Origin of the sequence: Alcanivorax sp. DSM 26293, assembly GCF_900107995.1 — a bacterium.
Lineage (GTDB): Bacteria > Pseudomonadota > Gammaproteobacteria > Pseudomonadales > Alcanivoracaceae > Alcanivorax.
The window spans coordinates 398,300-419,639 of the sequence record NZ_FNUM01000002.1; the positions used below are offsets into that span (position 1 = coordinate 398,300).

The 21,340-nt window shown below is 58.7% G+C and carries 15 protein-coding genes and 3 tRNA genes; 7 read left to right on the forward strand and 11 right to left on the reverse strand.

The window, feature by feature from the left end; genetic code table 11:
• Positions 1 to 19: 19 nt before the first annotated feature.
• The 7 genes from lon to C4S63_RS05415 form a co-directional block, all read right to left on the reverse strand.
• The gene (gene lon, locus C4S63_RS05385; protein ID WP_062816119.1) at positions 20 to 2,416 is read right to left on the reverse strand and encodes an endopeptidase La; all 2,397 of its coding nucleotides are present in this window, start codon (positions 2,414 to 2,416) and stop codon (positions 20 to 22) included.
• Positions 2,417 to 2,444: 28 nt separating this feature from the next.
• Complete coding sequence (clpX, locus tag C4S63_RS05390; RefSeq protein ID WP_062816120.1) at positions 2,445 to 3,725, reverse strand: ATP-dependent Clp protease ATP-binding subunit ClpX; 1,281 nt, start codon at positions 3,723 to 3,725, stop codon at positions 2,445 to 2,447.
• Between the two features lie 131 nt (positions 3,726 to 3,856).
• On the reverse strand, positions 3,857 to 4,513 hold the full coding sequence (gene clpP / locus C4S63_RS05395) for an ATP-dependent Clp endopeptidase proteolytic subunit ClpP (RefSeq protein WP_103916937.1): 657 nt from the start codon (positions 4,511 to 4,513) through the stop codon (positions 3,857 to 3,859).
• Positions 4,514 to 4,793: 280 nt separating this feature from the next.
• The gene (gene tig / locus C4S63_RS05400; RefSeq protein ID WP_062816121.1) at positions 4,794 to 6,107 is read right to left on the reverse strand and encodes a trigger factor; all 1,314 of its coding nucleotides are present in this window, start codon (positions 6,105 to 6,107) and stop codon (positions 4,794 to 4,796) included.
• A gap of 368 nt (positions 6,108 to 6,475) precedes the next feature.
• A tRNA-His gene (locus C4S63_RS05405) sits at positions 6,476 to 6,551 on the reverse strand.
• A gap of 43 nt (positions 6,552 to 6,594) precedes the next feature.
• Positions 6,595 to 6,671: transfer RNA gene (locus C4S63_RS05410), tRNA-Arg, on the reverse strand.
• A 25-nt stretch (positions 6,672 to 6,696) separates the two neighbouring features.
• Positions 6,697 to 6,773: transfer RNA gene (locus C4S63_RS05415), tRNA-Pro, on the reverse strand.
• A gap of 205 nt (positions 6,774 to 6,978) precedes the next feature.
• Here C4S63_RS05415 and folD point away from each other — a divergent pair.
• Both folD and C4S63_RS05425 read left to right on the forward strand, forming a co-directional pair.
• Entirely contained in the window at positions 6,979 to 7,824 is an 846-nt protein-coding gene (folD, locus tag C4S63_RS05420; RefSeq protein WP_063508346.1) for a bifunctional methylenetetrahydrofolate dehydrogenase/methenyltetrahydrofolate cyclohydrolase FolD, read from the forward strand.
• 185 nt (positions 7,825 to 8,009) lie between these two features.
• Positions 8,010 to 8,345 carry a YegP family protein gene (locus tag C4S63_RS05425; protein ID WP_062816123.1) on the forward strand — a complete coding sequence of 112 codons (336 nt, stop codon included), beginning with the start codon at positions 8,010 to 8,012 and terminating at the stop codon, positions 8,343 to 8,345.
• A gap of 50 nt (positions 8,346 to 8,395) precedes the next feature.
• Here C4S63_RS05425 and C4S63_RS05430 read toward each other — a convergent pair whose 3' ends face one another.
• Entirely contained in the window at positions 8,396 to 10,078 is a 1,683-nt protein-coding gene (locus C4S63_RS05430) for a glutamine--tRNA ligase/YqeY domain fusion protein (RefSeq protein ID WP_062816124.1), read from the reverse strand.
• Between the two features lie 160 nt (positions 10,079 to 10,238).
• On the opposite strand from C4S63_RS05430, the gene C4S63_RS05435 reads away from it, so the two are divergent.
• From C4S63_RS05435 to C4S63_RS05445, 3 genes are read left to right on the forward strand one after another with little or no spacing between them, the layout of a single operon-like run.
• On the forward strand, positions 10,239 to 10,736 hold the full coding sequence (locus tag C4S63_RS05435) for a peptidylprolyl isomerase (RefSeq protein ID WP_062816125.1): 498 nt from the start codon (positions 10,239 to 10,241) through the stop codon (positions 10,734 to 10,736).
• Between the two features lie 4 nt (positions 10,737 to 10,740).
• Entirely contained in the window at positions 10,741 to 11,337 is a 597-nt protein-coding gene (locus tag C4S63_RS05440) for a peptidylprolyl isomerase (protein ID WP_062816126.1), read from the forward strand.
• Between the two features lie 2 nt (positions 11,338 to 11,339).
• Positions 11,340 to 12,071 carry a UDP-2,3-diacylglucosamine diphosphatase gene (locus C4S63_RS05445; protein WP_063508345.1) on the forward strand — a complete coding sequence of 244 codons (732 nt, stop codon included), beginning with the start codon at positions 11,340 to 11,342 and terminating at the stop codon, positions 12,069 to 12,071.
• A 147-nt stretch (positions 12,072 to 12,218) separates the two neighbouring features.
• Here C4S63_RS05445 and C4S63_RS05450 read toward each other — a convergent pair whose 3' ends face one another.
• Both C4S63_RS05450 and C4S63_RS05455 read right to left on the reverse strand, forming a co-directional pair.
• Positions 12,219 to 12,827 carry a tRNA-(ms[2]io[6]A)-hydroxylase gene (locus C4S63_RS05450; RefSeq protein ID WP_103916938.1) on the reverse strand — a complete coding sequence of 203 codons (609 nt, stop codon included), beginning with the start codon at positions 12,825 to 12,827 and terminating at the stop codon, positions 12,219 to 12,221.
• A gap of 96 nt (positions 12,828 to 12,923) precedes the next feature.
• On the reverse strand, positions 12,924 to 14,810 hold the full coding sequence (locus C4S63_RS05455; RefSeq protein WP_200819507.1) for a hypothetical protein: 1,887 nt from the start codon (positions 14,808 to 14,810) through the stop codon (positions 12,924 to 12,926).
• 237 nt (positions 14,811 to 15,047) lie between these two features.
• Between C4S63_RS05455 and C4S63_RS05460 the strand changes: the two genes are divergently transcribed.
• Positions 15,048 to 15,905, forward strand: coding sequence for a lysophospholipid acyltransferase family protein (locus C4S63_RS05460; RefSeq protein WP_234999943.1), 858 nt, complete (start codon positions 15,048 to 15,050; stop codon positions 15,903 to 15,905).
• Between the two features lie 182 nt (positions 15,906 to 16,087).
• On the forward strand, positions 16,088 to 18,688 hold the full coding sequence (acnB, locus tag C4S63_RS05465; protein WP_062816130.1) for a bifunctional aconitate hydratase 2/2-methylisocitrate dehydratase: 2,601 nt from the start codon (positions 16,088 to 16,090) through the stop codon (positions 18,686 to 18,688).
• Positions 18,689 to 18,885: 197 nt separating this feature from the next.
• Here acnB and hrpB read toward each other — a convergent pair whose 3' ends face one another.
• Positions 18,886 to 21,336, reverse strand: a complete 2,451-nt coding sequence (gene hrpB, locus C4S63_RS05470; protein ID WP_103916940.1) for an ATP-dependent helicase HrpB — start codon at positions 21,334 to 21,336, stop codon at positions 18,886 to 18,888.
• Positions 21,337 to 21,340: the final 4 nt, after the last annotated feature.

The following is a 21,340-nucleotide window of genomic DNA, read 5'->3' on the forward strand; positions in this document are numbered from 1 at the left end:
AAGCTTCAAATCCGACCCGTTAATGTGTACTGGGACGCTTTGTGCCTTCCTGGTTTTTCTCTTCTGCGAGCGCCAAATCCTCTTCCTGTTCCGCTTCGCTCAGCGGGCTGGGTTGATGAGTTAGCGCCACATCAAGCACCTGGTCAATCCATTTGACAGGACGGATATCCAGGGACGACTTGATATTGTCAGGGATCTCTTTGAGGTCCCTCTCATTTTCTTCCGGTATCAATACCGTCTTGATGCCACCACGGTGAGCGGCCAGCAATTTTTCTTTCAGGCCACCGATGGGAAGCACTTGACCGCGCAGGGTAATTTCACCGGTCATGGCCACATCCGCACGGACAGGGATCCCGGTCAGTACAGAAACCATGGCGGTACACATGCCAATACCCGCACTGGGCCCATCTTTCGGAGTCGCACCCTCTGGCACATGCATGTGCAGATCGTTGCGTTCCAGTGTGCGGCGTCGAATTCCAAGGGTACCGGCACGGCTTTTCACAACTGTCCATGCAGCCTGAATAGACTCCTGCATCACATCACCCAGGGAACCGGTAGAGATTACGCGGCCTTTGCCCGGAGTGGAAACACTTTCGATGGTGAGCAGCTCGCCGCCAACGGAGGTCCATGCCAACCCGGTAACCTGTCCAACCTGGTCTTGCTCTTCCGCACGACCGAAACTGAACTTGCGCACACCAAGGTAATGTTCGATCAGCTCTTCAGACAAGGTAACGGTCTTGGCCTCGTTCGCCAGCAAGTGCTCCTTGACCACCTTGCGGCAAATCTTGCTCACTTCCCGCTCCAGCCCACGAACCCCGGCTTCACGGGTGTAGTGACGAACCACATAGCGCAGCACGCTCTCGTCGAAAACCACTTCGTCTTTCTTCAGGCCATTGTTCTTGATCTGTTTCGGGACCAAGTACTGGAGGGCAATATTGACCTTTTCGTCTTCCGTATAGCCTGGCAGACGGATCACTTCCATGCGGTCCAGCAAGGGTGCCGGAATGTTCATGGAGTTAGAGGTGCAGATAAACAGGGTTTCCGACAGATTGTAGTCAACTTCAAGATAATGATCGCTGAAGGTATCGTTCTGTTCGGGATCGAGCACTTCCAACAACGCGGAGGCCGGATCACCACGGTTATCCATGCCCATCTTGTCGACTTCATCAAACAGGAACAGCGGGTTTTTTACGCCGACCTTGGACAATTTCTGGACCACCTTGCCCGGCAGTGAACCAATGTAGGTGCGACGGTGGCCACGAATTTCCGCCTCATCGCGCACCCCGCCGAGGGCCATTCGCACAAACTTGCGATTGGTGGCATGGGCAATGGATTGCCCCAGGGAGGTTTTGCCCACACCGGGAGGGCCCACAAGACACAATACCGGCCCCTTGACCTTGCCCACACGGCTTTGCACGGCCAGAAATTCCAGAATACGGTCTTTCACTTCTTCCAGACCATAGTGGTCACGATCAAGCACTTCCTTGGCATGGGCCAGATCATGGCGAACGCGGCTGCGTTTTTTCCATGGCACCGATGTCATCCAGTCAAGATAGCTTCTTACTACCGTGGCTTCCGCAGACATGGGTGACATCATCTTGAGCTTGTTCAGCTCATTCATGGACTTCTCGAGGGCTTCCTTGGGCATGCCCACGTTTTCAATTTTCTTTTCCAGGTCTTCCAGGTCGTTGCCGCTGTCGTCCAGATCACCCAACTCTTTCTGGATGGCTTTCATCTGTTCGTTCAGATAGTACTCGCGCTGGCTTTTCTCCATCTGTTTCTTGACGCGGCCACGAATACGTTTTTCCACCTTGAGCACGTCAATATCGGATTCCATCAGGGCAATCAGATGCTCGACACGCTCACGGACATCCACCATCTCCAGGACATCCTGCTTTTCTTCCAGTTTCAGCTGCAGATGCGCGGCAATGGTGTCGGCCAGACGGCTGACTTCATCGATGGAAGACACGGAACCGGTGACTTCCGGCGCGACTTTCTTGGAAAGTTTTACGTAATCCTCAAACTGGGATTGCAACGAACGGGACAGGGCTTCTTGCTCGCCCTCTTCAGGCAGCCCCTCTTCCAGCTCTCGCACATCCGCGATACCACCCTGATCACCGAACTCGGCCTTGACCACGTGGGCGCGCTGCCCGCCTTCCACCAGCACCTTGACGGTACCGTCAGGGAGTTTCAGCAGCTGCAGGATGGTCGAAACAGTACCAACCCGGTAGATGTCATCCACGCCCGGGTCGTCGTCGGAGGCATTGCGCTGGGCGACCAGCATGATCTGTTTGTCGTCGGCCATGGCTGTTTCGAGCGCAGCAATGGACTTTTCCCGGCCAACAAACAACGGGATCACCATGTGGGGATACACCACTACGTCACGCAGTGGTAAAAGCGGGATATCTTTCAGCACGTATTGCCTCTATTGCCGTGGCGGCACCTTAATCCGGTGCCACCTTGGAAGACTGCTCGTTGTTTTCGTAAATCAACAACGGATCGGATTCACCCTTGATGGTGGGGCTGTCGATAACCACCTTGGCGACAGAGTCCATGGACGGAACCTGATACATGGTATCGAGCAACACGCTTTCCAGAATGGAGCGCAGGCCACGAGCCCCGGTCTTGCGCTCCATGGCCTTGTGGGCCACGGCCCGCAGGGCATCATCGCGGAAATCCAGCTCCACCCCTTCCATCTCGAACAGGCGGGCGTATTGCTTGGTCAGGGCGTTGCGAGGCTCGGTCAGGATCTGCACCAAAGCCTCTTCACTGAGTTCTTCCAGTGTGGCAATCACCGGCAGACGGCCGATAAATTCGGGAATCAGGCCATACTTGACCAGATCTTCCGGCTCCACATCCACCAGCAGCTCGCCCAGGTTGCGGGCATCGTCCTTGCTCTTCACTTCTGCGGAGAAGCCGATCCCGCCTTTCTCGGAACGCTCGCGAATCACCTTGTCCAGCCCGGCAAACGCACCGCCACAGATGAACAACATGTTGGAGGTGTCCACCTGCAGGAACTCCTGCTGGGGATGCTTGCGACCGCCCTGCGGGGGCACGGAAGCCACCGTGCCTTCAATCAGTTTGAGCAGAGCCTGCTGCACACCCTCCCCGCTCACATCACGGGTGATGGACGGGTTGTCGGATTTGCGGGAAATCTTGTCGATTTCATCGATATAGACAATGCCGCGCTGGGCCTTGTCCACATCGTAGTCGCACTTCTGCAGAAGCTTCTGGATGATGTTTTCCACATCCTCACCCACGTAACCGGCTTCGGTGAGGGTGGTGGCATCCGCAATGGTGAAAGGCACATTGAGCAGTCGGGCCAGGGTCTCTGCCAATAGTGTCTTACCACTACCGGTGGGGCCGATAAGCAAAATATTGCTCTTGCCCAGCTCCACTTCATCACGGCCCTTGCCAGTACTGCGCAGACGCTTGTAATGGTTGTACACCGCTACAGCGAGAACACGTTTGGCTCGCTCCTGCCCAATGACATACTCATCAAGGGTTTCCTTGATTTCGTTGGGCTTCGGCAGGCTCTCTCCGCCGGTATCTCCGGTGTCTTCCTGCACTTCCTCGCGGATAATGTCATTACACAGATCCACGCATTCGTCGCAGATAAAGACCGAGGGCCCCGCAATCAGTTTGCGGACCTCATGCTGGCTTTTGCCACAAAAAGAGCAGTACAGCAGCTTGCCGTCGTCGCCCTTGCCAGTGGAGTCGGTCATTGAATCGCCTCTAAACCTGTGTATTTGAGTATTTGCGTCTCTTTGAAGATGCAGGGAGACGGGGGGTTTTTCAAGCCCGCCGGGCCTCTCAGGCCTTCCGTTAGGACACTTTTTGTACGACGCTTACCGAATTACACCGGACGTTGACGCAACACCGCGTCAACGATGCCGTATTCCTGGGCTTCTTCAGCGCCCATGAAATTATCACGGTCCGTGTCTTTCTCCAGCCGCTCCAGCGGCTGACCGGTGTGGTGCGCCAGCAAGCTGTTGAGCTGCCCCTTGATCTTGAGGATTTCCTTGGCGTGGATTTCGATATCCGACGCCTGGCCCTGGAACCCCCCCAGCGGCTGGTGAATCATCACCCGCGCATTCGGCAAGGCATAACGCTTGCCAGCGGCACCGGCAGCCAACAGGAAGGCGCCCATGCTGGCAGCCTGCCCGACGCACATGGTGGACACATCCGGTTTGATGAACTGCATGGTGTCATAAATAGACATACCCGCCGTCACAGAGCCACCCGGGCTGTTGATATACAGGTGAATATCCTTGTCCGGGTTTTCGGACTCCAGAAACAGCATCTGGGCCACGATCAGATTCGCCATGTGGTCTTCCACCTGGCCGATCATGAAAATCACCCGCTCTTTGAGCAGGCGGGAATAAATATCAAAAGAACGCTCGCCACGGGCGGTCTGCTCGATCACCACCGGCACCAGACCCAGATTGGTGGGGTCCTTGCTCAGTTGCTGCATTTCCGGGGTCATGGAGTTGATACGGCTCAAGTCGATCATGTAGCGCTTTCCTTCTCGTCGATCGTCCGGGGACGCTCTTGTGATTTGTTGGTATCGGCTGTAGCCGACCTCATCCTGATTGCTGCAATGGGGGCTGGCATAGCCGAAAACAAGGCAGGCCGGACGAACAGGTCTTCCAGCATCTTATGACGGTGTATGGGGGGCGTCTATAAAAGTGGGCTCAGGCGGGGTCTGAATGCGCAAAACTTGCGCAAATTGTGCATAAATAACGCAAAACGGGGCCAGAAGGCCCCGTTTTGGTGTCAAAAAGCGGAAAGAATCAGCCTTGCGCTTGCTCGCGAGGCTTCACCGCGTCCTGGTAGGACATGGCTTTTTCTTCCACCTTGGCACTATCCAGTACCAGGTCGACAACCTGCTCTTCCAGCACCGCACCTTCAATCTGCTGCAGCTGCTGGGGGTTGCTGTACACCCAGTTAACGACTTCTTCCGGCTTCTCGTATTGCTCGGCGATCTCTTCTACACGGGCTTTGACCTTGTCGGCATCAGCCTTGATCTCGTGCTTGTCGAGAATCGCGCGAACCACCAGACCCAGACGAACGGAGCGCTCAGCCTGTTCCTTGAACAGGTCATCCGGCAGGATGGAGGCGTCAAACTGCTGACCGCCACCGAACTGCTGCATCATCTGCTGACGCATGCGCTGGATTTCCTGGGTGACCAGGGCGCCCGGCAGGTCAAACTCGTGCAGATTGACCAGGCCATCCATCGCCTGCTCTTTCACCTTGCCGGTGACCGCATTCTTCAGCTCGCGCTCCATGTTCTTGCGCACTTCCGCCTTGAATTTGGCCTCATCGCCATCTTCAACACCAAAGGCCTTCATGAACTCGGCGTCCACTTCCGGCAGGGCCTTGCCCTCTACCTTGTTGACCTTGATCTGGAAGACCACGGCCTGACCTTTCAGCTCTTCGGACTGGTAGTCCTCCGGGAAGGTCACATCGATATCCTTTTCCTCACCGGCTTTCATGCCGACGATACCGTCTTCAAAACCGGGGATCATCTGACCGGAGCCCAGCTCCAGGTTCTGCCCTTCGGCGCTGCCGCCGTCGAAGGCTTCACCGTCTTTCAGACCCTTGAAGTCGATGTTGACACGGTCACCGCTTTCCGCAGCACGGTCCACTTCTTCAAACTGGGCACGCTGCTGACGCAGGGTTTCGATCATGGTGTCCACGTCAGCGTCGGTGACTTCTGCCTGGGGCTTTTCCACTTCGATGGAATCAAAGGCAGACAGCTCCACATCCGGGTATACCTCGAAGGTGGCAACAAATTCCAGATCCTGGCCCGCTTCGTTCTTGGTGGCTTCAAAGCCCGGCATGCCCGCTGGCTGCAGCTTTTCCTGCTCCACGGCTTCGATGAACGCTTCACGCATCACATCGGCCAGCACTTCGTTACGCACGGCGCTGCCAAAGCGACGCTTTACTTCACGCATGGGCACTTTGCCCGGGCGGAAACCGTCCAGACGGACATTCTTCTGGGCTTCCTGGAGCTTGCCTTCTACTGCAGAGTCCACTTTCTCCGCCGGCACACCCACCGTCAGACGGCGCTCAAGACCTGAAGTCGTTTCAACAGAAACCTGCATAACATCCTCTTTAAAAAGACTTTTTGCTGCTCGCCGTCGCATGATAGAGCAGACGGCCTGAATGAGCCTGATTGGAATCTATACACAGCCGTGCCGGCGTCCCTCTTCACCCGTTAGAGTGTGTCGCCAGGTCGTGGTTACGATTGCGCGCTGTAGTCACTCTACATAAACAATCGTAATCGCAGCCTGGCGGCAATAAGGGGCCCGGCCCTTCCGGTTGTCGCTAAAACGCTGTGTACAGATCCCAATCAGGCTCAGCGGGCGCAGATTATAATCAAAAGGCGCCCACTGTGCCTACAGAGCCCGGCGATAGCTTCTACCGGGGCCCATACGAAAAAGCCTCCGGGAGTTCCCGGAGGCTTTTCAATTGGGGTGACTGAGGGGATTTGAACCCCCGACCACCGGAGTCACAATCCGGGGCTCTACCAACTGAGCTACAGTCACCATAAACCACATTGTTTGTCCTGCGCGTCGCCGCAATGGCTAATGGCGCGCCTGGCAGGACTCGAACCTGCAACCGACGGCTTAGAAGGCCGTTGCTCTATCCGGTTGAGCTACAGGCGCATTGCAGGTTTCGCCTTCTCTAAAATGGTCGGGGTGGAGGGATTCGAACCCCCGACATCCTGCTCCCAAAGCAGGCGCGCTACCAGGCTGCGCTACACCCCGATGTTCTTCACGCCTACATAGCTTGAAAGCGAGGCGCGCATAATACTCGGCACCCCCGGGAGCGTCAACGGACCTGGCAACAAAAATATGCCTAACGTACAGATTTTAGACAACTTTTGCGCCCATGGCCGGTGCGTGCGAGAATCGCGCCGTTTTCGCCCCAACTCCCTTGCCTATTTTCAGCCAATGTTAGAGAGACCCGATCATGACCGCCCAGATTCTTGATGGCAAAGCCCTGGCCCAGCAGTTTGAAGAGGAAATGCGTGAGCGTGTTGACGCCCTGAAGGCCAAGGCCGGCGGCCGCACTCCTATTCTGGCCACTATCCTGGTCGGCGCCGACCCGGCCTCGGCCACCTATGTCAAGATGAAGGGGAACGCCTGCCGCCGTGTCGGCATGGAATCCGAAGCCATCGAGCTGCCCGCGGAGACCACCACCGAACAACTGCTGGCCAAGATCAGTGAACTGAACCATAACCCGGATGTACACGGCATTTTGCTGCAGCACCCCGTGCCCGAGCAGATTGACGAGCGGGCCTGTTTCGACGCTATCAGCCTGGAGAAGGATGTGGACGGCGTCACCTGCCTGGGTTTTGGTCGCATGAGTATGGGCGAAGCGGCCTACGGTTGCGCCACACCGAAAGGCATCATGCGCCTGCTGGAGCACTATCGGGTTGAGCTGGAAGGCAAGCACGCCGTGGTGGTCGGGCGCAGTGCCATCCTGGGCAAGCCCATGGCGATGATGCTGTTGGAAGCCAACGCCACCGTGACCATCTGCCATAGCCGCACCCGCAACCTGCCGGACCTGGTCAAGCAAGCGGATATTGTAGTCGGCGCCGTGGGCAAGCCGGAATTCATCAAGGCGGACTGGATCAAGGATGGAGCCGTCGTAGTGGATGCCGGCTTCCACCCGGAGAAATGTGGCGATATCGAGCTGACGCCTCTGGTGGACCGGGTCAGCGCCTATACCCCGGTACCCGGCGGCGTGGGTCCAATGACGATCAATACCCTGATTTTCCAGACCCTTCAGTCTGGCGAGAAAGCGCTCGGCTAACCCCCTCCCCGCTCCGCGGTGCCGCCAAAGGCGGCACCGTCCTCTCCCTGTTTGCGATACCCTCCAGCAAAGCAACGCTACGCTACGCAGTCACGACCGGCGGTAACATTATTGTCTTCTCCCGCGGCCTATAGTTTCTCGAGCCTCATCCGCGAGGCCCTTCAATCGCCCCAGGGAGAACGACAATGGCAGGGAAATTCGAGATCGATAAGGCCAGCAACGGGCAGTACATCTTCCGCCTGAAAGCCGGTAACGGAGAAATTATTCTCTCCAGTGAGCAGTACACCAGCAAAGGTGCCTGTGAGAACGGTGTGGACTCAGTAAAAAAGAATGCCCCGGACGACAGCCGCTACGAACGCAAGGAGGCCAAGGACGGCAGGCATTATTTTTCCCTGAAAGCGGCCAACCACCAGATCATTGGCCAGAGCCAGATGTACAAAAGCACCAGTGGCATGGAAAACGGCATTGAGTCCGTCAAAAACAATGCCCCGGATGCCCCCGTAGACGATCTGACTGATTGATACAAAAAGGGGCCGCTTGTGCGGCCCCTTTTTTCAGACTGTCGCCGGAATCAGGCCTCCTTGGGCCAGGACTCACGCAGTCCCACCGTTTGGTTGAACACCAGCTTGTCCTCTTTGCTCTCCTGATCCACGCAGAAATAGCCCTCACGTTCGAACTGGTAGCGGGTTTCTGCCAGCGCCCCTCGCAGCCCCGGCTCCACCCAGCAACCTTCCAGCACGTTGAGGGAATCAGGGTTGATGTGGGAAAGGAAGGTCTGCCCTTCTTCGGTCTTGTTGGGATTCGCGGCAGTGAAGAGGCGGTCGTAAAGACGCACTTCGCAAGGCACTCCCTTGCTGGCGCTGACCCAGTGGATCACCCCCCGCAGCTTGCCCTGATCCTCCGCGTTCTCCGGATTCTTGCCCAGGGTATCCGGGTCATAGGTACACCGTACTTCCAGAATCTCGCCATTGTCATCGCGCACAACGTCCGTGGCACGAATCACATAGCCATAGCGCAGGCGCACCCGGTCACCCAGCACCAGACGCTTGAATTTCTTGTTGGCCTCTTCGCGGAAATCTTCCCGGTCGATATACACCTCACGGGTCATGGGCACCTGCCGGGTTCCCATGGTCTCATTCTGCGGGTGAACCGGCGCAGTGAGGGACTCCTCGTGCCCTTCCGGCCAGTTTTCGATGACGACTTTCAAGGGGTGCAGCACACACATGGCGCGGGGTGCATGGTGATTCAGGTCATCGCGAATGGCCGCTTCCAGCATGCCCATATCCACCACGGAATCCGCTCGACTGACGCCCACGGACTCACAGAAGGTACGGATGGACGCCGGGGTGTAACCGCGACGCCGCAGGCCACTGATGGTCGGCATGCGGGGGTCGTTCCAGCCTTCCACATGGCCCTCATCCACCAACTGTTTGAGCTTGCGCTTGCTGGTCACCGTGTAATTCAGGTTGAGCCGGGCAAACTCATACTGGCGCGGGTTGGCGGGCACCGACGTGTTCTCAATGATCCAGTCATAGAAGGGGCGATGATCCTCGAACTCCAGGGTACAAAGGCTGTGGGTAATCCCCTCAAGGGCATCGGACAGCGGATGGGTAAAATCGTACATGGGGTAGATCACCCATTTGTCACCGGTCTGGTGATGCACTTTCTTGCGGATTCGATAGAGAATCGGATCCCGTAACGTCAGGTTGGGGCTCTGCATGTCGATTTTGGCACGCAGTACCGCCGCCCCTTCATCCAGCTCGCCGCTGCGCATCTGCTCGAACAGCGCCAGGTTTTCTTCCACGCTTCGCTCGCGGTAGGGACTTGGCCTGCCCGGGGTGGTGAAATTGCCCCGGTACTCGGCAATCTGCTCCGGGCTCAGGCTGTCCACATAGGCCAGCCCCTTGTGGATCAGCTCCACTGCCAGCTCATAAAGCCGATCAAAATAGTCACTGGCAAACCGTTCCTGGCCATGCCAGGTGAAGCCCAGCCATTGCACATCCTGCTTGATGGACTGGATGTACTCGTCTTCTTCCTTCTCCGGGTTGGTATCGTCGAAGCGCAGGTTGCAGGTACCGTTATAGCTTTCGGCAATACCGAAGTTCAGACAAATAGATTTGGCATGACCGATATGCAGGTAGCCATTGGGTTCCGGCGGAAACCGGGTCACCACCTGGCCGTCGTTTTTACCTTCTGCGAGGTCACGGTCGATGATCTGTCTGATAAAATTGCTGGGCGCTTTCGTTTCGCTCATGGGTCTTGGCCAGTCCGGAAGGCTGAGAGCCTCAATATGGGCAGGCTCTCACGGTGAAAATGAAGGTGCGCTAGTGTACTGTACGCCCCCCAACAGTCAAAGACTCAGGGCCAGCCCGGGAACAAAAAGCCCAGCGGCCCCATCTTGCGGAGAAAACCTGATGAAAGTGGTGCTGACAACAACCTACGGCAAAATCACCCTGCAACTGGACGCAGAGAAGGCGCCGATCACGACCGAGAACTTTGTACAATACGTCAAGGATGGCCACTTCGACGGCACCATCTTCCACCGTGTTATCAGCAATTTCATGATCCAGGGCGGCGGTTTCACCGAAGATATGCAGCAAAAACCCACCCGCGACACTATCCAGAACGAGGCGGGCAATGGTCTGTCCAACAAGGTGGGCACCATCGCCATGGCGCGCACACCGGACCCGCATTCCGCCTCCGCCCAGTTTTTCATCAACGTGGCCGATAACCACTTCCTGGACAAGGAACGCAGCCAGGATGGCTGGGGCTATGCGGTCTTCGGTGCTGTGGTCGAGGGCATGGACGTGGTGGAAAAGATCCGCAATGTGCCCACCGGTAACAGCGGCTTCCACCAGGATGTGCCGGTGGAACCCGTGCTGATCGAATCCGCTGAACTGATCGAGGACTGAGCCCATGCGCGTTCTGGCCATCGCCCTGCTTACCCTGGTACCGACCCTGCTGCTCGCCAACCCGCAGGTTCGCCTGGAAACCTCTGCCGGGCCTGTCACCGTGGAACTCTACGAGGACAAGGCCCCACTGACGGTCGCCAACTTCCTCAAATATGTGGATGCGGGCTTCTACGACGGCACCCTGTTCCATCGGGTCATTCGGGGTTTCATGATTCAGGGTGGCGGTTTTGACCAGAACGGGCAACGCAAGGCGACCCGCGCCCCGATCCAGAATGAGGCGGACAACGGCCTGAGCAATGAGCGTGGCACTCTGGCCATGGCCCGTACCGGCGACCCGCACTCCGCCACTGCTCAGTTCTTTATCAATCTGGTCGACAACGGCAATCTGGATTTTTCCGGCAAGAACGCGCGCGGCTGGGGCTATGCCGTATTCGGCAAAGTCACGGACGGCATGTCCGTGGTGGACAATATCGCCCGCGAGCGCACCACCAGCCAGCGCCTGAATGGCATGATGGCACGGGATGTGCCGGAAGTGCCCATTCTGATTACCCGGGCCTACCGCCTGGATGCAGCCGGTGATACAGAGAAAGGCCCTCAGTAACCATGAGCTACACCCTGTTTATTTCCGACTTGCATCTGGACCCGGCCCGACCGGAACATCTGGAGGCTCTGGGCAAACTGCTGGAAGCCCATGCCGGCAAGGCAGACGCGCTCTATGTTTTGGGCGATCTGTTCGAGGCCTGGATCGGCGATGACGATGACACGCCGTTCAATCAGGAAGCCATCAGTGCCTTCCGCAGTTTCAGCGACAACGGCAGCCAGCTCTATTTCATGCATGGCAACCGGGATTTCATGCTCGGTGAGGGCTTCGCTGCCGCCTGTGGTGGCAACCTGCTGGAAGAAGGCACCGTGGTCGATCTGTATGGCACCTCTGCCCTGCTGATGCACGGTGACAGCCTGTGCACCCTGGATACGGCCTATCAGCAATTCCGCACCATGGCCCGCAGCCCCCAGTGGCAGCAGGGTATGCTGGCCAAACCCCTGGAAGAACGCCGTATGATCGCCCAGGGCATGCGCATGCAAAGCCAGGGCAATAACGCCAACAAGGCCGAAAACATCATGGACGTGACCCCGGAAGAAGTCGTCCGGGTGATGGACGAAGCTGGCGTCAAACACCTGATCCACGGTCACACCCACCGTCCCAACATCCATGACGTCGCGCTGGCCGATGGCCAGGGAAAACGCTGGGTGTTGGGTGATTGGGGCAAGCTGGGCTGGCAGATTGTGGCGGACAGTGAGAAGGGGCTGCGGTTGGAAAGCTTTGAAATTAATTAATAATGAATAGTTAATAATTAATAACTCGCGACTTAGCTTTGTCTTATTCAAACGCAAGAGGCCGCGCCCAACCTATGGGCGCGGCCTCTTGCGTTTGAACCATTACAGCTGTTGCTCGCGCAACTATTAATTATTCATTATTAACTATTAATTCCCTTCCGGCGTTCCAGAATGAAACCGAAACTCCGAATCCGGCGATTCCACCAGCTCCCGCTCCACTTCCTTGAAGAAACCCACCCGCTCCTCGATCGGCCCACCGGCATATTGTTCGGCCAAGGTCAGGTAATCCTCGAAGTGTCGTGATTCGCTTTTCAGCAGATAACGGTAGTAGCGACCTAACTCCTCATCCACATGAGGAGCCAGAGCCGCAAAGCGCTCGCAGCTTCTCGCTTCAATCAGGGCCCCGACAATCAGGGTGTCGATGAGACGCCCGGGTTCGCTGGTGCGCACATGCTGGCGCAGGCCCTTGGCATAACGCGCCGGCGTCATATGGTCATAGGTAACGCCACGCTGACGCATGATCTGCAGCACCTGCTCGAAATGCAGCAGTTCCTCGCGGGCAAGCTGGCTCAGGGCATCCAGTAATTCCGGCCGATCCACATAACGGAACATGAGATTCAGGGCCGTACTGGCCGCTTTCTTCTCACAATGGGCATGATCAATAAGAAGAATGTCCGGATGCTGCAACGCCCAGTCGATCCAGGCCGATGGCGTTGAACAGGGCAGGAATTCGTGAATGAAACTGATATCTTGCATGGGACTCTCGCGCCGCGGGGGGATAAGTATAGAGCGGCGCCAAAGCCTGTGCATCATTTGCGGGGCCAGAGGCAGGCCCCGCCAAGGTCGTCGTGATTAAAGGGTGGTCCGACTCAGCAAGTACTCGACCAGTGCCGCACGGCCCTCCTCCGTTGCCGGGGTTTCATCAGCAACCGATCTCGGGAAGTAGAAAGGATGCGGTGAATTTACAGGATTCCCCATCTCGTCTTCCCCCCGGGCCGGGTTGAACAGGTTATTCAATGCCTCTGCCGCATCCTCACCCTTCACCGAACCGTTATGAAGAAACTCATCCTTGTCCGCCAGGCCCAGCAATAGCGGTTTCGAAAAACCTCGCTGCTGCTGTCGCACGCTGGCATCCAGTACCACCAGGGTGTTGTCGTAATCCGGTGTGGGGCCGGCCAAGGTGGTCTGAACATTACTGAGCGGGTCATCGCGCTCCAGGAGAACCAGAAGATCGTCTTCATAATCACGGTACAGCGTGGTGATCGACACGATGATGTTGGCCACAGGGTCATTGGGGTTGGGCGTGTGGCACGCAGCGCAGTTGGCACCCTCGGGACGGGAATTGCGGAAGATCGCCTCCCCGGCTGCCACCATCTCAGCATCCAGCCCTTGCGGAGCAGCCGGGGATTCCAATTGATCCGTGTATGCCTTGAGGGCATCCAGTTTGTCATCGGAGACTCTCACTCCCACCGGACCCGTCGGATCCCCGGCAGCAATCCCCGTGGTTTCGCTGTCTACCAGCGGCACCTGATCATCCAGCGCCATACCGGAGGAAAGCACACCACTGTCTTCCAGAATTTGCTGATATCGCTGCGTGATTTCGTCACCGACCGGGCCTGCAAGCACATTCAGGAAGGCCTTGCCCTCATCGGTGAGCAGGCTGGTGGGGTCCAGCGCCACGGTATAGACCAGATTGTTGAAGTCATTCAGGCGCGCAAAAGATCCACTGTGGCCCCACGGCGCCGCCAGATCCGTGCGGAAGAACGGAGGCACATAGGTCGCGTTGCCAATGCCGTCCGGAGTGGCGTCAAACGAAGTCACCGCATAGTAGCGAATACCGGTTTCCTCGTTCACGCCGGTCAGGTATTCCCTGGCAACCTGATTGAGGTCGTCAATGGTGCCATCAGACGGTATGCCGGTGAAATCACCATTGCCAATGGTTGCTCCGTCCAGGGCGTCAAACTCAAGCTGCAGTAAAGGCAAATACGCCAAAGGATTCGCGGATGCGGCAAAGATATTGCCCACATCAATGCCTTCAGCGACGACACCATCCACTTGCACACCCACTGAACCGGGGCCCGCAAAACCGGCCGGAACAACGGAATCATCCGTTCGTGCGTGGCAAAGGGCACAGGTCACACCGACTTTATCACCCCGTGCCAGATCGAGACTGTCGTTGGCGTTGAAGTCAGCGTCACTCCCCAGCGGTTTTCGGCTGCCATCCGCGGCGAAGGGAACAACGCCAATGACGGCCCCTTCATTGATCAGCGCGAGAGTCACCTGGGGATTGCTGAGGACCGTATCCTGAGGATTGGCTCCGTCTTCTATCATTGCCAGTGCATCCAGCAAGGCGGCAGCTGTTCCAGGACTCAGTGCCTCCACATTGACGTTCAAACCAAGAGACAACGCTGTCAGCGGGGTTACCTCAGCCTGGGCAATGCCCTGGGGAAGTTGCATGAAATCCGTCCAGAAGCGTTCGTTGCCGAAGGTTTCGAAGCGAAACACCTCCCTGCCTTCGGAAACCGGATCGTCTCCGACAACAACTTCAACCGGGCGATCCACAAAGCGGGTCGTGTCGTCGCCACCGCAACCGGCCAGCCCCAGTCCGGCGAGCACAAGAAGGAATGCCGGGACTCCGGGTAAGCGACGGGCAATGGCTGAACGCTCCAACCTTCCCCGCCGCCGCCGCGATCCGGCGGAATGTTTGTTGAACCGGCTGTTACTGATGACGCTGACCATGATGTTTCTCCCTACCAACACCGCATGAGATGGATCGACAGTGTTCCTCGGGCAGTGAACATCGGGTCAACCGCACGTCATGTCACAAAACATGACACGAAGACACACAGAAAATGTTCCGCACTGTGGGGCAGTCGTCGAGAAGAATGCTGCGACCGAGCCTTCTGCCCCTTATACTCTGCCGCCATGGGCCGACGAACCAATCCGACAATTCAACGCATCAAGGGTGTGATCGCAGTGTCATTACTGCGACTGATCGCCTGGCTCCCCTACGCTGTGAACCGTGCCATCGCCTCCCTGTTCGGTGCGATCCTGGCCCGACTCCCCGGCGAGGCCCGACATGTGTCCCGGATCAATCTCTCCCTCAGCTATCCCCATTTGAGCGAGGTCCAGCGTCATCATCTGGCCCGGCAATCGCTTCTGGAAAGCGCTCGCAATACCTTCGAGATCGCCCTGTTCTGGCGACGACCGGAGCAAGGACTGAAACGCATCGTGGCAGTGGACGGTGACGGCCCCCTGCGGCAGGCAGTGGAGGACGGCAAACCGGTGATGATTCTGGCTCCTCACCTGGGATGCTGGGAGGTACTTAATTTCTGGCTGGCCACCGAGTTCGGTCTGCATGCCATGTTTGCCCCGTCAGGACTGCCGGAAGTGGATGACCTGATACGCTCCGGGCGCGAGCACTTCGGCTCTACCATGTACCCCACCACCGCCCGGGGAGTGGCCGGTCTGGTCCGGGCCATGAAGAAAGGGGCGCTCACCGCCATCCTGCCGGACCAGGTACCGGATCGTCGCAGTGGTCGGCACGCCCCCTTCTTCGGCCAACCTGCCTACACCGGCACCCTGGCCTGCAAGCTGATCCGCCAGACCGGTGCAGTCACTTTTATGGCCTGGGCTCGCCGTTTACCGAACGGAAAGGGATTCGAGATTCGCGTGCGACCGGCGGACCCGCAGGTGGCTGATGACGATCTGGACACTGCTCTCACCGCCATGAACCGCTCCATCGCACACCTGATTGACGAGGAGCCCGCCCAGTATCTGTGGAGCTATAAACGCTTCCGGCGACCGCCCCCGGGGCACCAGGCCCCCTATTGACGCCAACGGATCTCGCTTTCAGTGATTGCGAGTATTCATCCCATGAATGGCTGTAACCGCGGTTTGGCTTAACAGTTGATGGCGTTTCGGCTATACTCCGCGCGCAATTCCAACCCCCAGTAACACCCTAAAAGACTGATTTCCAAAAGAAATCAGCCAATTCGAGTAAAGAGGGACACGCTGTGCTAGAAGCCTATCGCAAACATGTTGAAGAGCGCGCCGCCGAAGGTGTGCCGCCCAAGCCGCTGAACGAGCAGCAGGTTGCCGAGCTGGTCGAACTGCTGAAAAACCCGCCGGCTGGCGAAGAAGAATTCATCCAGGACCTGTTCGTTAACCGTGTTCCGCCCGGCGTGGACCAGGCCGCCTACGTGAAGGCTGCCTTCCTGACCGCGATTGTGAAAGGCGAAGCCAGCTCTCCCCTGATCGACCGCAAGCGTGCCGTGCAGCTGCTGGGCACCATGCAGGGCGGCTACAACGTCGCCACCCTGGTGGAAGCCCTGGACGATGCCGAACTGGCAGAAATCGCCGCCAACGAACTCAAGCACACCCTGCTGGTTTTCGATGCTTTCCACGATGTGGAAGACAAGATGAAAGCCGGCAACGCCAAGGCCAAGGAAGTGATCGAGTCCTGGGCCGAAGGCGAGTGGTTCACCAAGCGCCCGGATCTGGCAGAGAAAATGTCTCTGACCGTGTTCAAGGTAACCGGCGAAACCAACACCGATGACCTGTCCCCCGCCCAGGACGCCTGGAGCCGCCCGGACATCCCGCTGCACGGCAACGCCATGCTGAAGAATGCCCGCGAAGGCATCTTCCCGGAGAAAGACGGCGAAATCGGCCCGCTCAAGCAAATGGAAGAACTGAAAGCCAAAGGTCTCCCTGTTGCCTACGTGGGTGACGTTGTCGGTACCGGTTCCTCCCGTAAGTCCGCCACAAACTCCGTGCTGTGGCACTTCGGTGAAGACATTCCGTACGTGCCTAACAAGCGCGCCGGCGGCGTCTGCATTGGCGGCAAGATCGCCCCCATCTTCTTCAACACCATGGAAGACTCCGGCGCCCTGCCCTTTGAATGTGACGTTTCCAAGATGGAAACCGGCGACCAGATCGACATCTATCCGTTCGAAGGCAAGGTCGAGAAGAACGGCGAAGTGATTGCCGAATTCGAACTGCGCTCCCAGGTATTGCTGGACGAAGTGCGCGCCGGCGGCCGTATCAACCTGATCATTGGCCGCGGCCTGACCACCAAGGCCCGCGAAGCGCTGGGTCTGGCCCCGTCTGACCTGTTCCGCAAGCCGGAGCAGCCCGGTGACTCCAACAAGGGCTACACCCTGGCCCAGAAGATGGTCGGCAAGGCCTGCGGCCTGGAAGGCGTTCGCCCCGGCATGTACTGCGAGCCGAAGATGACCACCGTGGGTTCCCAGGACACCACCGGCCCGATGACCCGTGACGAGCTGAAAGATCTGGCCTGTCTGGGCTTCCAGGCGGATCTGGTGATGCAGTCCTTCTGCCACACCGCCGCTTACCCCAAGCCGGTTGACGTCGAAACCCAGCATACCCTGCCCGACTTCATCATGAACCGTGGCGGTGTGTCCCTGCGTCCGGGCGACGGCATCATCCATTCCTGGCTGAACCGTATGCTGCTGCCTGACACCGTGGGCACCGGTGGTGACTCCCACACCCGTTTCCCCATGGGCATTTCCTTCCCCGCAGGTTCTGGCCTGGTAGCCTTCGCTGCCGCCACCGGTGTCATGCCGCTGGATATGCCGGAATCCGTACTGGTTCGCTTCAAGGGCAAGCGCCAGCCGGGCATCACCCTGCGTGACCTGGTACACGCCATCCCGCTGCAGGCGATCAAAGACGGTCACCTGACCGTTGCCAAAGCCGGCAAGGTCAACGTGTTCTCCGGTCGGGTCCTGGAAATCGAAGGTCTGGACGATCTGACTGTGGAGCAGGCATTCGAACTGTCTGATGCTTCCGCCGAGCGTTCTGCCGCCGGTTGTACCATCACCCTGTCTGAAGACAGCGTGACCGAGTACCTGAAGTCCAACATCACCATGCTCAAGTGGATGATTGCCAACGGTTACGGCGATGCCCGTACCATCGAGCGTCGCATCCAGGGCATGGAAGAGTGGCTGGCCAACCCGAGCCTGATGCGTGCCGACGCCGATGCCGAGTACCACACCGTCATCGAAATCGACATGGATCAGATCAAGGAGCCGGTACTGTGCTGCCCGAACGATCCGGACGATGCCAAGACCCTGTCCGAGGTGGCTGGCGCCAAGATCGACGAGGTATTCATCGGTTCCTGCATGACCAACATCGGTCACTTCCGCGCGGCGGGTAAACTGCTGCAGAAAGTGGAAAGCGGCACCATGCCCACCCGTCTGTGGATCGCACCGCCGACCAAGATGGATCAGCACCAGCTCACCGAAGAAGGCTACTACAACATCTTCGGCAGCGCCGGTGCGCGTACTGAGATGCCGGGCTGCTCCCTGTGCATGGGTAACCAGGCTCGCATCGCGCCCAAGTCCACGGCGGTATCCACTTCCACCCGTAACTTCCCGAACCGTCTGGGTCAGGGTGCGGATGTGTACCTGGCATCGGCTGAGCTGGCGTCTGTGGCGTCCATCCTCGGCAAGCTGCCGACCCCGGAAGAGTACATGGAGTATGCAAACACCATCGACTCCATGTCTTCTGACATCTACCGCTACCTGAACTTCGACCAGATGCCGGAGTACCAGGACGTGGCCGATACCGTGAAGATCCCGGTTGCCCAGTCTGTCTAAGACCGGATAATCGCTTTGCGAACCCGAAACGCCCGGCCTGTGCCGGGCGTTTCGCGTTTTAACAGGAAATAAATGGATTCAGCACGAATTGGCGGCCATCGCATCAACGCTTGAGGCAATCCTGTTCCAGCAGCAACCTCCATCCGCACTTTGCCCTATCCAGGGCCACCCACCTTCCTTGCCGTCATTTCAACCGACTACTGACCACCACTGCCACTCAGGCGCCGTTTGGTGAGCGCGGTTGCATCTGCCGCCAGAGGATCTTCCGGCCAGGGGTGCTTGGGATATCGGCCACGCAGATCCTTGCGCACAGCCGGGTAGTTCTCCCGCCAGAATCGTTCCAGGTTATCGGTAATGGCGGCAGGCCGTCCCGCCGGGGTGAGGAGATGGGCGCTGATGGTCCGCTTTCCTCCGGCAATGGCTGGCAAGCGGGTAAGGCCAAACAATTCCTGCAACTTGACCGCCAGAACCACGGTTTCCCCCGTGTAATCCAGCAACACCCGTCGTCCGGTGGGAATGGTGATCGCCTCCGGCATATCCCTTTGCAGCTGCTTGCGCTGATCCGCAGTCAATAGCAGGTTCAGGGCATCACGTAGCGGCACCCGTTTGAGATCCTGAAGGGTACGCATCCCGGCGAGAAAAGGCGCCAACCAGCTTTCCAGGTTTTCCTGCAGAGCCTCATCACTCACATCCGGCCAATGCTCTCCCTCCACCGCCGCCAGCGTTGCCACCCTGGCCTGCCACTGCCGACAGTCCTCGGACCAGGGCAACAACCCCAGGCCATCCGTCCGCAGCCCCTCCAGCAGTCCCTGTACCTGTTGCCCAGCGGTAAGCGACGCCATGGGCTGACTGTGCAGGACAATGGCGCCAAGACGCCGTTGGCGCCAGCCCGTTACCCGCTGACGCTGACGATCCCACCCGATCTGTTCGTGCCACTGGGCATGGTCCCCCAGAACCGAGTCCAGGTCCGTCTCATCCAGCGGCATGGCGAGCCGGATACGGGCATCCCGGGGTTGGCCGTCGGTGTCCAGAATCAGTAACCATGATGTCCCGGACAAACTGTCCCCGGGGGGCAGTTGCACACCCGGGCCGTCCATCATCTGGTAGCGGTTACCCTCTCCCTGGCGCAGTCGAGCCAGCTGTCGCGGGTATACCCGGGCCAGCAACGCCCCCAGACTCTGGCGCCAGTCCTGTCGATCCTGTGGGTCGCCGGCTAGCAGACGTTGTGCTTCGAGCAGCAGCGAACGGTGACGATCCGGACTGGTTTCCAGGGCCTGCAGCCGGCTGCGCAAATCCACACCCTGGCTCAGGATGTCTCGCTCTGAAAGCAACGCGGCGACCCGGGCGGCACAAACGGGCAGCCCCTGCTCCCGGCCGGCCAGAATCAGCATCCCCAGAGCGGGTTCAACACCCAGGCCGGCAATCGCAGCGCCAAACGTGGTAAGCCCACCTTGAGCATCCAGCGCCCCACCGTCGCGCAGCCTCGCCACCGCACTGTTCCAGGCTGCCACAGGGGGCAGGTCCAGCCATTGCATCTGCTGAGGTTCCCGGCATCCCCAGCGGGCCAGATCCAGCACCAGAGGGTCCAGCGCCACCCGGGCAATCTCCGGCTTCTGGTGGCTGGCCATGACCTCTGAGGCTGACCATAGCCGCACACAGCAGCCGGGGCCTAACCGCCCCGCCCGACCGCTACGCTGACGAGCACTGGCTTCGCTGATCCTGCGAGTCACCAGACGGCTACGGTGGCGGGCCGGGTCATAGACGGGCTCCCTGGCCAGGCCACTATCAATCACATGGGTAACCCCCTCAATGGTGAGGCTGGTTTCCGCCACATTGGTGGCCAACACCACCAGAGGCTCACCGTTTGCGGCTGCTTCCAGCACCTGTTGTTGCTGCGCCAGCGGCAACCCCCCATGCAATTCTCTCACTGGCAAACCGTATCCGGATTCGGACAAACCCCGGGCTACCCGGCGAATGTCCCCCCGGCCCGGAAGAAACACCAGTATCACCTGGGCGTCAGCCGTCACGGACAGAATTTGCTGCACGCAGTGGTCGCGCCAATCCTGACGTGATGCCGGCGGGCGATAGAGAACCTCCACCGGGTAACTGCGCCCTTCACTGCGAATGACCGGCGCCTCCAGCATGGCCTCCAGGGGCCCACAGTCCAGCGTCGCGGACATGACCAGCAACCCCAGATCCGGGCGGAAGGCCTCTCGGATTTCCCTGACCAGAGCCAGCCCCAGGTCCGCATTCAGGGATCGTTCATGAAATTCATCAAAGATGACCAGCGCAATACCCTGGAGCTCCGGGTCACTCAACGCCATGCGGGTCAGCACCCCTTCCGTGACCACCTCCAGCCGGGTGGCCGCGCTGACTCGGGTATCGGTCCGGGTTCGGTAACCAACAGTCTGCCCCAACGGCTCACCGAGCTGGGAAGCCATAAAGGTCGCCACGGAACGGGCGGCAACCCGACGGGGCTCCAGCATCAGAATGCGCCCCGGGCGGGAGCCGAAACGCTCGAGCAGTGACAACGGCACACGGGTCGATTTCCCGGCCCCCGGAGGCGCTTCCAGAATGGCACAGCCGGATTGCTGCAGGGCTTCAAGGAGTGGCGCCACCACATCATCGACGGGAAATTCGTTCTGCATTTGT